Origin of the sequence: Vibrio sp. Isolate33 (assembly GCF_022397895.1) — a bacterium.
Taxonomy (GTDB): Bacteria; Pseudomonadota; Gammaproteobacteria; order Enterobacterales; family Vibrionaceae; genus Vibrio; species Vibrio pomeroyi.
Genome location: NZ_JAKEUP010000008.1, coordinates 94,668 through 108,048 on the forward strand (window position 1 = coordinate 94,668; position 13,381 = coordinate 108,048).

Sequence of the window (13,381 nt, forward strand, 5' to 3'; positions counted from 1 at the left end):
AAAAATAAAGAGGCGACCTAAGCCGCCTCTATCGTTTATGCATCATAACACATTAATGGTGTAAGATTTGGCTTAAGAAGTTCTGCGTTCTGTCCGACTGTGGGTTTTCAAAGAAGTCGACAGGGTTGTTCTCTTCGATGATTTCGCCAGCGTCCATGAAGATAACGCGATCCGCGACCTCTTTAGCAAAGCCCATTTCGTGCGTCACACACAACATGGTCATGCCTTCTTCTGCAAGCTCTACCATTACATCTAACACCTCACGAACCATTTCTGGATCGAGTGCCGATGTTGGCTCATCAAACAGCATTACTTGAGGGTTCATACACAAAGAGCGGGCGATAGCTACACGTTGTTGCTGACCACCTGAAAGCTGACCTGGGAATTTATCCGCTTGCTCAGGGATTTTTACACGCTCTAGGTATTTCATCGCAATCGCTTCAGCTTCTTCCTTCGGCATCTTTTTGACCCAGATAGGCGCCAGAGTACAGTTTTCTAATACCGTAAGATGTGGGAACAGGTTGAAGTGCTGGAAACACATACCTACATCTCTACGCACGGCTTCGATGTTCTTTAGGTCTTCTGTCAGTTCATTTCCTGAAACGAAGATATGACCTTTTTGGTGCTCTTCCAGTCGGTTGATACAGCGAATCATCGTAGATTTTCCTGAGCCAGAAGGGCCACAGATAACGATTTTCTCGCCTTTCTTAACTTCTAGGTTGATGTTCTTAAGCACGTGGAACTCACCGTACCACTTGTTCATGTCTTTAAGTTCAATCATCAACTCTTGCGATTCTGGGTTTAGTTGTTGCGTCATAATACGTCCTTGATCTTATTAACTATCGTTTGTGACCGGTGTGAAGTCTGTTTTCTAGCCATATCGAGTACCTCGACATGCCAAAACAGAACACCCAGAACACTAACGCGACAAATACATAACTTTCTGTTGCGAAGCCTAACCACTCAGGGTCGGTATTCGCTGCTTGGCCAATACCCAACACATCAAACATACCGATGATAAGTACCAGACTGGTGTCTTTAAATAGGCCAATGAATGTGTTCACAATTGATGGAATAGTGATTTTCAACGCTTGAGGAAGAATAATCAGTCCCATCTTTTTCCAATAGGTTAGACCAAGTGCATCTGCTGCTTCGTATTGGCCTTTAGGAATCGCTTGTAGACCACCACGAATAACCTCTGCCATATAAGCTGCACTAAACAACACCACACCAACAAGAGCACGGATAAGCTTATCGGTTTCAGAACCTGCGGCTAAGAATAGAGGCAGCATTACCGACGCCATGAACAGCACGGTAATAAGAGGAACACCACGCCAGATTTCGATGTACACAGTACAGATACTGCGAATGATCGGCATCTCTGAACGACGCCCAAGGGCTAGTGCAACACCGATAGGAAGCGAAACCACAATACCAACTAACGCGATGATCAATGTTACCAGTAGGCCGCCCCATTTATGGGTATCAACAACTTCTAGTCCAAATACACCACCGTATAACAAGCCAGCGATTAGAAATGGGTAGATGTTTACGAAGAACAACCAAATCCACGTGCGCTTAGGTGTTTTTTCATAAGCCAATAAAGCCACAAAAATAGCTAACGTTGCGTAGAAAAGGCGAGGGCGCCACAGTTCAGCCTCAGGATAGAAGCCATACATGAACTGATCCCAACGAACACTGATGAATACCCAGCATGCGCCGTCACTCGTACATGCATCGCGAGTCGTACCAACCCAGTCTGCATTTAAGAATGCCCAGTCAAAGGTTGCCCAAAGTAATGAGAATGCGATGTAACCTAAAACCAGTGTCACTACGCTGTTAATAGGGCCGTTAAAGAGATTTTTCCTTAACCAGCCAACCATACCAACCGTGTTAGCGGGAGGCGGAAGATCAGGTTGAAATTGATGTGTGCTCATATTATCTCTCCACCAATGCGACTTTACGGTTATAGATATTCATTAACGCGGAGGTCAATAAGCTCAGAGTTAGGTAGACGCCCATGGTCATTGCAATTATTTCAATCGCTTGACCCGTCTGGTTAAGCGTTGTACCTGCGAATACAGAAACTAGGTCAGGGTAACCAATCGCCATTGCTAGCGAAGAGTTCTTGGTTAAGTTTAAATATTGACTAGTAAGCGGTGGAATAATGATACGTAAAGCTTGCGGGATGATAACCAGCTTAAGTGTACGAGAACGTGGTAGTCCCAAAGACATTGCAGCCTCTGTTTGACCATGGTTCACAGCATTAATACCCGAACGAACGATCTCTGCAATGAAAGATGCCGTATAGATACTGAGAGCTAACACAAGGGCTGCAAGCTCAGGAATGATGCTTATACCACCTTTAAAGTTAAAGCCTTTTAATGCAGGGTATTCAGCTGAAATAGGCATACCCATCACAAAGTAAACAACCAGAGGTAAACCAACGATTAAACTCGCTGCGATGCGAAACATCGGTGTTTGTTGCCCGGTCAGTTTCTGTTTGTTGTTAGCCCAAATATTGATTATCACAGTAGCGATAATACCGATGACCAGTGCAGCAATAACGAAGTTGCTTCCTTGCTCTAAAACAGGCGCCGGGAAATATAAGCCACGAACATTCAAGAAGATGGCTTCACCCAAGCTCAGACTTTGGCGAGCTGATGGTAGAGCTTGAAGAACGGCGAAATACCAAAAGAAAATTTGAAGTAATAGAGGGATATTTCGGAAGATTTCAATGTAAACCGCTGCACATCGGCTAACTAACCAGTTAGAAGATAAACGAGCGATACCCATACTGAAGCCAAGAACGGTGGCTAAAATAATACCTAGCACTGAAACTAGGGCGGTGTTTAACAAGCCGACAACGAACGTTCGACCATAAGAGAAGGTTTCGTCGTATTCGACGAGCGTTAATCCGATACCAAAACCGGCTTCTTGACTTAGAAAATCAAAACCAGTAGCAATGCCTCGGGCATCAAGGTTGGTAAGGGCATTATTTACGATGGTGTAGAAGAAAGTGCCGAGTGCTCCGATGGCAATGATCTGAAAAACAACAGATCGGAAAGTCGGATTGTATAATAGGTTGGCACTTTTTGCTTCAGGTTTTTCCTGGGAAGGAGTAAGAGTGTTGTTAGGTTTCATACTGCAATAACCTCAAATCCATTTAACAGTTAGGGCGGAAAAACCGCCCTAAATCGTGTTACTCAAATATTCATTTTCTGTTTGTTGCTACCACACAAGATGTGCGTGATAGCAACGGTTACGAACAAGTAATCACGTAGGTGCTATTAACGGATTGGTGGAGCGTACATAAAGCCGCCCGCATTCCATAATGCATTTACGCCGCGAGAGATTTGAAGTGGAGAACCTGTACCAACAGTACGTTCAAAACTCTCACCGTAGTTACCAACTTGCTTAATTACTTGGTAACCCCAGTCGTCACGAATGCCAAGGCCTTTACCTTTAGGACCGTCTACACCAAGAATACGTTTGATGTTTGGATCTTTTGACTTAAGCATTTCGTCTGCATTTTTAGAAGAGATGCCGTATTCTTCCGCGTTAATCATCGCAGAAAGTGTCCACTTAGCAACGTTAAACCATTTGTCATCATCTTGACGAACAACAGGACCTAGAGGCTCTTTAGAGATGATTTCAGGAAGTACTTGTGCAGATTTCGGATCAGCTAGGTTTAGGCGAAGTGCGTATAGACCAGATTGGTCTGTTGTTAGCACGTCACAACGACCTGCGTCGAAACCTTTAGAAGTTTGTGCTGCTGTATCAAATACCACTGGCTTGTAAGACATGCCGTTGTTACGGAAGTAATCGGCTAGGTTAAGCTCAGTCGTTGTACCTGATTGAACACATACAGAAGCGCCATCAAGTTCTAGAGCACTTGTAAGACCTAGATCTTTCTTAACCATGAAGCCTTGACCATCGTAGTAGTTAACGCCTACGAAGTTCAGACCCAGAGCGGTGTCACGATGTAATGTCCATGTTGTGTTACGAGATAGTACGTCGATTTCGCCAGATTGAAGCGCAGTAAAACGCTCTTTTGCTGTTAGAGGTACATACTTAACTTTGGTCTTGTCACCGAGTACAGCCGCTGCAAGAGCTTGACAATACTCAACATCAATTCCTTCCCATTCACCTTTTGAGTTAGGGTTAGAGAACCCTGGAAGACCTGTACTTACACCACAAGTTAAGAAGCCTTGAGATGTGACTTTGTCCAGAGTGCTTTCTGCCGCTGATGCCGATGTTGCCATCATCGCAGTTGATGCAGCTACTACTGAAGCAAGAAGTGTTAGTTTATTTGTCATTTGTATCCTTCCTTGTTAACCAGGTGACACCTGATACTCGTGCTCGTTTGAGTTTTTCTATATGTGTTGCGTTTTCTATGACCTTGTTGCCCAAATCAAACGAGTTGCATTTTGCAAATGAAACTGTGTGCGATTTAAACAACTGTTTATAAGGTTAGGAAAGGATCCGTAGTTTCACAAATGTATAATTTAAAAAGAATTTTGAATGAAATCACAAATCCGAACACATTTAGAATGACCAAATGTTAACTGAATGTAAATAGTGCAAGGGTTCACACTGTTGGTGCAACAAGATTTAGATTTTTATATTGATAATCGACTAGATAAATATTCTGAATGAATCTCACACTGATGAAACATTCGCCTTAAAAAAGATTGAAATTTGGTCAATAAATATTTTTATTACACTTGGATAGTTATGAATATGCTCCAAATTTGGTAGCATGGCTGAATAGTTATTGAAGTCGTCTCAAGGAAGAACATGCGTTATTTCCCAATGTTTTTGGATGTAGAGAATAAGCCAATTCTGGTGGTTGGTGGGGGCGAGGTTGCTTGCCGTAAAGTCGACAGCTTGTTACGAGCTGGAGCGAATGTGACTTTGGTTTCTCCCAAGGTAGCGCCTTACTTAAAGCAGCTTGTTGATGAGAACAAACTTCACTGGGTTCAGAACTTTTATTCGTCGCAGATCATATCGAAAGATTACTTGCAGGTTTGGGCTACAACAGACAACCCAAGCCTGAATCACCAAGTGTATAATGATGCGAAAAAACTGGGTATTTTAGTCAATGTAGTTGATGATTTACCTTACTGCGATTTCATCACGCCTTCGATGATAAATCGCGGAAGAATTCAAATTGCGATCTCTAGCGGTGGTGCTTCACCTGTTTTAGTGCGAAATATTAGAGAAAAACTCGAAACAGTACTGCCACAAAATATAGGTTTGATTGCAGACTTCGGTGCATCAAAACGCAATTCAATCAAAGAGTCATTCCCAACAGTCGACGAGCGTCGTAAGTTCTGGGAGCGCTTCTTGTCATCTAGCTTTATTGAGCAGATAACAGACAGAGAGCAGTTAGAGTCTTACTATCAACAAGCGCTAACGCAAGGCATTGATAGTGAAGGGCAGGTAACTTGGATTGAGTTCGAGCAAGATATAGAGCTGTTACCAATGAAAGCTTTACGTTTAATGCAGGAAGCGGAACTGGTTCTTGCTCCGAGTGATTGCCCGTTTGAGTTTATAGACTTATGTCGCCGAGATGCGGAAAGGGAAAGTTATGCGAATAGTGGAGAACTGTCTACTAAGCTCGAGCAAGCAAGAGCAGAGAGCTTACGTGTCTGTGTGTTTATTCCACCAGCGAGTGTTGAGTTCAGTTTACTGGTAGGCAAAGACCTGAAGTTGTCTTCAGCCAAGGTGTTGAGCTAAAAGACAGAGATGCTAGTTGTCTTCAAGCTGACGCCTAATACGCTAGTCACAACGGCCAGATAAATAAAAAGCCACTTCCGATAAAGAAGTGGCTTTTTGCTATGTTAAATGCCGCATTAAACTGATTAGTGAGCAGCGAACAAGAGCCGCTACACGTAGCCAGATTAATTAGTCGCGGAAGTTATCAAACTGGAAAGGTTGACCAAGTTCACCGTTACGAACCAGTGCCATAACCGCTTGTAGGTCATCACGCTTCTTACCTGTAACACGAACTTTTTCGCCTTGGATAGCCGCTTGAACCTTAACTTTGTTGTCTTTGATTAGCTTAACGATTTTCTTAGCAACATCGGTTTCGATGCCTTGCTTGAAGATAACCGTTTGGTGCCAAGTGCGACCTGTTTGGTCTGCAGCCTTCGCTTCCATCGCGTTAGGATCAACATTACGCTTTGTTAGGTTGCTACGAAGGATATCGCGCATTTGCTTCAGTTGGAAATCGTCTTGAGCAGTCAGTTTTACCGACTCATCTTTGTAGTCGAAGCTTGCATCAACGCCGCGGAAATCGAAACGAGTCGATAGTTCACGGTTAGCATTGTCTACAGCGTTGCGTAGCTCTACTGATTCTACTTCAGAGATAATGTCAAATGATGGCATTGTGTTATGTCCTTAAGCTAAGTTTCTATCTTTAATTGCAGTTGCAAGCATGTCTAGCATAGTTGCAGTATCTTCCCAGCTTAGGCATGGGTCAGTAATAGACTTGCCGTATTCTAGGTTGTTGATGTCAGTCATTGGCTGGTTGCCTTCTTTAATGAAGCTTTCTGCCATGATGCCTGCAATTTGATTCTTGTTAGATTTGATCTGGTCACAAATGTCTTGTGCAACTTCTAACTGCTTACGGTGCTGTTTCTGACAGTTAGCGTGGCTAAAGTCTACAACCAAACGTTGAGGCAGATCGAATTCAGCAAGTTGCTTACATGCGATATCTACCGATTCAGCGTCGAAGTTAGGCCCCTTATCACCACCACGTAGAATAACGTGACCGTATGGGTTACCAGAAGTACGGTAAACCGTCATGCGACCGTTCTTGTCTGGAGAGTAGAAGTAGTGTGAAGCATGCGCAGCACGAATAGCATCGATAGCGATCTTGATGTTGCCATTAGTCGCGTTTTTGAAGCCAACTGGGCAAGAAAGAGCAGAAGCCATTTCACGGTGAATCTGAGATTCTGTTGTACGAGCGCCAATTGCGCCCCAAGTGATAAGGTCTGCAATGTACTGACCTGTGATCATATCAAGGAATTCAGTCGCTGTTGCTAGACCAAGCTTATTGATGTCTAGCAGAAGCTTACGCGCTTTGTTCAAGCCCGTTTCAAGTGCGTATGAACCATCAAGGTTTGGATCGGTAATCAGACCTTTCCAACCTACAACCGTACGAGGTTTCTCGAAGTAGGTTCTCATTACCACGAACAATTCGTCTTTGTATTGCTCTTGAATCTGGCTTAAGCGCTCAGCGTAATCAAGTGCCGCTTCTGTGTCATGAACAGAACAAGGGCCAACGATAACTAATAGGCGGTTATCACGACCAGTTAGGATATCTTCGATTTGGCGGCGAGAATTTGCAATACGCTCAGCAACGTCGTCAGTAATAGGGTGTGCATTGCCTAATTCGGCAGGAGTTGGCATAGGACCCAGTGCTTGGGTTCTCAACTCATCAGTTTTTAATGGCATGTGATAGCTTTTTTATTCTATTGCGAAGTGGTTAAGATAACGGAATTGAACAGAGGAATAAACTCTCTTGAGTCAAAGTTATCTCAGTTATTGCTAATATTCTTATTTTTATCAGCAGGCCAGCGTCAAATAAGGGATTTTCACTTGTATTAACAGGCAGCTATCGGTATTTTCGTTTGAACACAACATAAAAATGCTGGAGCAGCAATGACTCAAGAAAATCAAAGCACTTTGCACCCAGAACTTGTCTTAGGTGATGTGCTGCCTTCTTATAACGATAATAATAATTCTACCCACTTGTACGTATCTCTGTCTGAATTGGTTATGGATCGTGTTTTCTACCATCCATCGATTGAAGACCATTTAGATACACTTTCTGATATTGAGAAAACCTCTTTAGATGCCATCCTTGGTGGCAAGAGTGTCGAAGAACATTTTGTTTCAACACTGGTTGTAGCGATTCAAGCTGCAGTCCTACCGAATCATGCCTCAGTGCGCATCGCGTTGAGCAGTGCTGATAGTTACAGCTTCCGCTCGCTGTTAGGCGGTAATTGCGAAGTTGAGGAAGTGAACCCGGCACTAGGCGTTCGTGGTGTAGCTCGCTATGCGACACCAGAATACAGCAAGGCCTTCGCTTTAGAATGTCAGGTGATTAAGGCATTACGTGAGCAAGGCATCAACGTTGAAGTCGTTGTACCTTACGTTCGTGCGTTGAGCGATGCTGCGAAGATCATCGACTTGCTAGCGGAGCAAGGTTTACCACGTGGTCTTAACGGTCTGAAAGTGCTGTTCTCGTGTGATGTTCCGTCTGCTGTGCTACTGAGCGAACGTCTACTGCATTACTTTGATGGTGTCGTTGTGAATGTCGACAGCCTAGCGTCTTTCACTCTTGGCGTAGACAAACAAAATGAAGCGCAGCAACATGCTTTCGACCCGCAAAACGAAGCGGTAATTACTTTACTTGATATGATTGTTAAAGCGACCCTGCATGCGAAGAAGCCAGTATTGTTAGTAACGCAAGGTTTAGTCGATTATCCACGTCTACAAGGTTACATTGCTGACCTTGAAGGTGTTGAAACGGTCGTGACTGCGTAAATCGATTAGCTTGCTTGGTAAGCTGACTTAAAGCGCTAATGCTTTGAGAATGAAAGAGATATCATTGTGCGATGATATCTCTTTTTTGTAACATTTTTTTGACATTCTTATCGCTAGTCGATTAACTGGTCTGATGACTAACTTGGCTAGGTAATTCGAATGTTGACCCCTCTACAAAAAGCAAATTTCTACTTAAGCATGTTTGGCTTTTTCAAAGTCCCACTTATCTGGTTGTGTCGACCAAAACTGCTCGCGTTGGACAACCAACATGTTGAAGTGAAAATCCCGCTTAAAAGGCGTACCAAGAATCACCTTAATAGTATGTACTTTGGCGTTTTGGCTGTGGGTGCAGATGTTGCGGGTGGCTTTCTTGCGATGAGTAAGTCGCAGCAGCAAGGTGAAAAGATTTCGTTGGCTTTTAAAGAGGTGACGGGTAACTTTTTGAAGCGCCCTGAAGGTGATGTGCATTTCACTTGTAACGACGGTGAGCTGATCAACACTATGTTGGCAGAAACCATGTCGACCGGAGAACGAGTCAATCAACCTGTCACCATTATCGCAACATGCCCATCTTTACATGGTGATGAGCCGATGGCCGAGTTCACGCTAACGCTTTCAATTAAGAAAGTGTCATCTAGAAAATAGCCATCAAATAATAGATTTGGCTTAGATGTCATGGGTAACGTTGAAGAGATAAAACAACGGTATGTGAATGGTTTCCACATACCGTTATAGATAACTTTATAACGGCTCTATGACTCTTGGGTGATTTGCTCAATATCAACGATTTTGGAACGGTTCATGACGATCTTCCAACGGTAGTAGGTTGGTTCGTTATCATGGTTGTTCTCTTTAATGATCAGGTTGAGAAGATGACGCTTTTCTACTGACTCGCGACTAACTTGCCCTTCATTCAAACGGTAGATTTTGTTTGAGCCTTTATCCATCAATCGTGTTAGCGCTCTTAGGCTGATCGATAACGTTTCACGAGTTTCCTCGTAGCCACTCATAAAGGTCGATGTCGACATCTCAGTATGAGAGCGGTAATGCAAGATTTGCTCTTCACGTTGTACCACACGCTTCTTACGAATTGATTGAATACGATCTGCAAGCTTCGAAAAGTTTGCGTAGTCCAACCATTCAAGTTTATGACCAACAGACTTATTGGTTGTTGGGTCATAGTAACGGCGCTTCCATTTTGGCTTGCCTTTACGCAGCCAGCGCCAAAGGATGTCTCTCAAGTCATCTTTGAAGATCTCACGCAACGCGTAGATGAAAGACATCGCCACGATGAAAGAGGCGGTAATCTCACCAAGAAAGTCACGAGCCAAGATCACAGTAGTGGTCACGACGACCATTACCAAACCAGTCGCAATGCCTTTCACGGCACGCTTAACGTTCTTACCCATCGATGTGGTCTTTTCTTTAAGAACGATAGGATGTTCAATCAAACGACGCAGCAAACGCATCTTGTTACTTAGACGGGTAACGTCCTCTCGAACTCTTGCTGAGTTGTAGCGGTTCAGTTTACGGTGCGCCGTCTCTTTATCACAAAGCGTTAAGAGTCGTTCTTTAATCGTTGAATACTCACTGCCACGCGGCATGTGCGAAACCAGCGATAAGAACTTTTGCTCGGTGTACCAAGATAGGTAGTTATCGATATTAGCGTAGTAGCGCTTGAGGTTTTCTTCGTAAGGGATGCTTCGGCGTAGCTTCTTCAAGATATCTAAAGCCAATTCAATGACTTCATCTACTTCATCAGCCGTTACGTCGTCACTATCGTTCTTGTTCAAGCTGCTGACAGCTTTGTCCAATGCGATGACATATTGATACGCGAACAAACTCAAACTGACACGGTACTGTGTAATGGACAGTCGACCACGTTTAGCTAAACGGCTGTGCACCAAAGGCAGCAGTGTTTTATCACTGTAATAAGCACGTTTTTGAGTGATCGAGCTGTAGAAAAATGCGCTTTCAGAAAGGACTTCAGGAGTCAGTCCAAGTTCACCGGGAATGAATAGATAAACGTCCATGTCGAGCTTTTTTGTTTTAGCCATGGCATGGTTAATTTTAAGTGTTATCGCATCTTGTTTATCAACGGTGATCAACGATGGCTCCTAGAATGTAAAAATATGAATGAAACTAGCGAAAGCATATCAGAGATCACGTATAATCTCCGCCAAATTTAAAGTAGAGACAATCTTGATGATTAATATTGGTCAAATAAACAACTTAGAAGTAGTAAAACAAGCAGACTTCGGTGTATTCCTTGACGCTAGCGACTATGGAACCGTGTTGCTGCCGAAACGATTTACTCCTGAAGGTGTTGAAATTGGTCAAAAGTTAGATGTTTTCTTATACATTGATTCTGATAACCAGATCGCTGCAACGACTGAAAAACCGATTGCTCAAGTAGGGCAGTTTGGTTTGATGACTGTTGAAGGTGTAAACAGCACAGGTGCATTCATGAGTTGGGGCGTGAAAGGCAAAGACCTACTGGTTCCTTTCAGCGAGCAACGTGGCCGTTTAAACGAAGGTCAGTCAATCTTAGTATATGTATATATTGATAAAGCATCTAGCCGCATTGTAGGTACAACAAAGTTCAACAAGTGGTTAGACAACACACCTGCGACTTATAAGCAAAACGAGCAAGTGGATCTTATCATCGCTGAACGTAGCCAGTTGGGTTACAAGGCAATCGTGAATGGCGAGCACTGGGGCATGATTTTCCCATCTGACATCATCGGTAAGCTGTTCATCGGTAAAACTCTGAAAGGCTACATTAAAAATGTTCGTGAAGAAGACGGTAAAATTGACCTGTCTCTTCAGAAGATTGGCGTAGCTAAGATGGATGATCTAAGCACTAAGATTCTAGACTTGCTTGAAAAGAAAGGTGGCTTCTTGCCATTGAATGACAAGTCTTCACCGGATGCGATTTTCTCTGCATTCAGAACCAGCAAAGGTACGTTCAAAAAGACCATTGGTGGTTTGTACAAGTCTGGCAAAATTTCGATCGACAAAGAAGGGATTCGCTTAACTAAATAAGCGAGTCTTTCGGTCAAAAAGAAGCCCAAACCTTCCTGTTTGGGCTTAGGGGAAAGGGCTCCGAAGAGCCTACGCTAATCGTTTTAATTGTTTATCTAATAGACTGAAGTCTAGTTTAATTTTTCTGATATGCGATTTTTGATAACACAAATAGTGACTTGAATTGATGTTTTTGTAATTAAGTGTTGATTCAACACCCTTTTTATTTTCGTTGACTGAGTTAGTCTCCCCAAAAACAGATTGAATAGAAAAAGTCCAAACAACCTGCGTTGTTTGGGCTTTTTGTTTATTCGTCTACACAGCTCTGTTCAGGGATAGAGCATGAGATAAAAGCTAGAACAGGTTCTTATCGCGCACTAGCTCACGTGGTAAACCGTTCTTAACTCGGTTGCCAACCCATTTACCAAGGCCAATGATCGCACCGTTGTATTTAACCAGTACTTCGCCTTTACCTGATAGACCTTCAGGGCGAACGTCTCGTCCCATGAACCATTCGCGAGCATCTTCGATAGTCAGTTCTACAATGTTGGCTTCGTTGCCTGTCGCGAGCGTAGTCGCTACTTGGTGTTGCCAGCGGTAACCTTTTTTATGGGTTTCTGCGATCTTGATGCCCATGCGAGAGAAACGGAACTCACCAATCATCGGTTCTAATGCTTCAGGGAATAGCCATACATCTTTGTCACGTATCCATACCTGAGTATCACTTGGTAATTCGATATCTAGCGCACTTGAAAGCTGTTCAGCCACTTCTTGTTGTGCTTTCTTCGATGCTTTCTCGAATGGAAACTTACCTAAGCGCTTTTTCACTTCTGGCGGGGTAACCGATGCTAGCTTGCGAATACGTGCAACGAAGAAGCCTTCAGAGTCATAAACCTGAGGGAAGATGTGTAGAAAGCCTTCTTCTGTCGTTGTCGCTTTAGCGTCTTCAAACAATGATTCTAAAGATTCGAATTCAACCGCCTCACCAAAGGTTTCTTTTAAGTGATGACAGACTTGTTGGTTTTCTTCCGTGCTTAACGTACACGTTGAGTAAACCAGAACACCATTAGGCTTAAGGGCGTGAAATGCACTTTCGATGAGGTCTTTTTGGGTGTCTGCGATGTCGACTACAGACTGATAAGTCCAGTTCTTCATTGCATCGGCGTCTTTACGAATTGTACCTTCGCCAGAGCAGGGTGCGTCTAACAATACAGCATCGAATTGTTCTGGTAGCCATCCACCAAAGACACGGCCGTCAAAGTTACTCAGTGCAGCATTACGTACACCACATCGTTCGATGTTGGCGTGAAGTACTTTTACTCGGCTCGCTGCGTATTCATTTGCAACCAGCACGCCACGGTTATTCATGAGTGCTGCAATCTGTGTGGTTTTAGAACCCGGAGCCGCAGCCGTATCTAGCACTGCTTGGTAGTTTTCTTCGCCTTGGAAGAGTGCCGAAGGTGGCATCATTGAACTGGCTTCTTGGATGTAGAATAGGCCAGACATGTGCTCTGCTGTGTTTCCTAGAGGTGCTTCACTTTCGTCCGCTGTAATCCAAAACCCTGTTTCACACCAAGGCACAGGCTCCAGCTCCCAGCCTTTATCTTTTGCACGCACGAGGAAGTTTTCAACACTGATCTTCAGTGTGTTCACTCGAATACTTTTACGAAGTGGCTTTTGACAAGAAGCGACAAACGAAGCCATGTCTAGATGGCTCGGCATGATGCCTTCAATGTGAGTTAGGAATTCTTCTGGGATATATACGTTAGCGTGCAAAAGGGTATCTCGATTTATAGCA

Annotated in this window: 12 protein-coding genes; 4 read left to right on the forward strand and 8 right to left on the reverse strand. The window is 43.6% G+C overall.

Features of this window, described 5'->3' with window-relative positions:
* Positions 1 to 52: 52 nt before the first annotated feature.
* From L1D37_RS13375 to L1D37_RS13390, 4 genes are all read right to left on the reverse strand, one after another.
* A complete protein-coding gene (locus L1D37_RS13375; RefSeq protein WP_004742336.1) occupies positions 53 to 817 on the reverse strand; it encodes an amino acid ABC transporter ATP-binding protein in 765 nt (254 codons plus the stop codon).
* 22 nt (positions 818 to 839) lie between these two features.
* A complete protein-coding gene (locus tag L1D37_RS13380; RefSeq protein WP_239829742.1) occupies positions 840 to 1,937 on the reverse strand; it encodes an amino acid ABC transporter permease in 1,098 nt (365 codons plus the stop codon).
* 1 nt (position 1,938) lies between these two features.
* Positions 1,939 to 3,144: an amino acid ABC transporter permease gene (locus L1D37_RS13385; protein WP_239848206.1), complete on the reverse strand. Its 1,206-nt coding sequence runs from the start codon at positions 3,142 to 3,144 to the stop codon at positions 1,939 to 1,941.
* A 146-nt stretch (positions 3,145 to 3,290) separates the two neighbouring features.
* On the reverse strand, positions 3,291 to 4,319 hold the full coding sequence (locus L1D37_RS13390) for an amino acid ABC transporter substrate-binding protein (protein WP_017630037.1): 1,029 nt from the start codon (positions 4,317 to 4,319) through the stop codon (positions 3,291 to 3,293).
* A 481-nt stretch (positions 4,320 to 4,800) separates the two neighbouring features.
* Between L1D37_RS13390 and L1D37_RS13395 the strand changes: the two genes are divergently transcribed.
* Positions 4,801 to 5,742: a bifunctional precorrin-2 dehydrogenase/sirohydrochlorin ferrochelatase gene (locus L1D37_RS13395; protein WP_239848207.1), complete on the forward strand. Its 942-nt coding sequence runs from the start codon at positions 4,801 to 4,803 to the stop codon at positions 5,740 to 5,742.
* A 168-nt stretch (positions 5,743 to 5,910) separates the two neighbouring features.
* Here the strand turns inward: L1D37_RS13395 and L1D37_RS13400 are convergent, their stop codons facing one another.
* Positions 5,911 to 6,393 (reverse strand): YajQ family cyclic di-GMP-binding protein, encoded by a 483-nt coding sequence (locus L1D37_RS13400; protein WP_017630035.1) that lies wholly within the window; start codon positions 6,391 to 6,393, stop codon positions 5,911 to 5,913.
* 12 nt (positions 6,394 to 6,405) lie between these two features.
* Positions 6,406 to 7,464, reverse strand: a complete 1,059-nt coding sequence (locus L1D37_RS13405; protein ID WP_176681133.1) for a 3-deoxy-7-phosphoheptulonate synthase — start codon at positions 7,462 to 7,464, stop codon at positions 6,406 to 6,408.
* Positions 7,465 to 7,671: 207 nt separating this feature from the next.
* On the opposite strand from L1D37_RS13405, the gene L1D37_RS13410 reads away from it, so the two are divergent.
* The gene (locus L1D37_RS13410; protein WP_239848208.1) at positions 7,672 to 8,559 is read left to right on the forward strand and encodes a putative PEP-binding protein; all 888 of its coding nucleotides are present in this window, start codon (positions 7,672 to 7,674) and stop codon (positions 8,557 to 8,559) included.
* Positions 8,560 to 8,718: 159 nt separating this feature from the next.
* Positions 8,719 to 9,204, forward strand: coding sequence for a DUF4442 domain-containing protein (locus L1D37_RS13415; RefSeq protein ID WP_239848209.1), 486 nt, complete (start codon positions 8,719 to 8,721; stop codon positions 9,202 to 9,204).
* Between the two features lie 107 nt (positions 9,205 to 9,311).
* Here L1D37_RS13415 and L1D37_RS13420 read toward each other — a convergent pair whose 3' ends face one another.
* Positions 9,312 to 10,667, reverse strand: coding sequence for a hypothetical protein (locus L1D37_RS13420; RefSeq protein ID WP_176681136.1), 1,356 nt, complete (start codon positions 10,665 to 10,667; stop codon positions 9,312 to 9,314).
* Positions 10,668 to 10,695: 28 nt separating this feature from the next.
* Between L1D37_RS13420 and L1D37_RS13425 the strand changes: the two genes are divergently transcribed.
* Positions 10,696 to 11,604, forward strand: coding sequence for a S1-like domain-containing RNA-binding protein (locus L1D37_RS13425; RefSeq protein ID WP_080967362.1), 909 nt, complete (start codon positions 10,696 to 10,698; stop codon positions 11,602 to 11,604).
* Positions 11,605 to 11,937: 333 nt separating this feature from the next.
* Here the strand turns inward: L1D37_RS13425 and rsmF are convergent, their stop codons facing one another.
* On the reverse strand, positions 11,938 to 13,359 hold the full coding sequence (rsmF, locus tag L1D37_RS13430; protein ID WP_239848210.1) for a 16S rRNA (cytosine(1407)-C(5))-methyltransferase RsmF: 1,422 nt from the start codon (positions 13,357 to 13,359) through the stop codon (positions 11,938 to 11,940).
* Between the last annotated feature and the right edge of the window lie 22 nt (positions 13,360 to 13,381).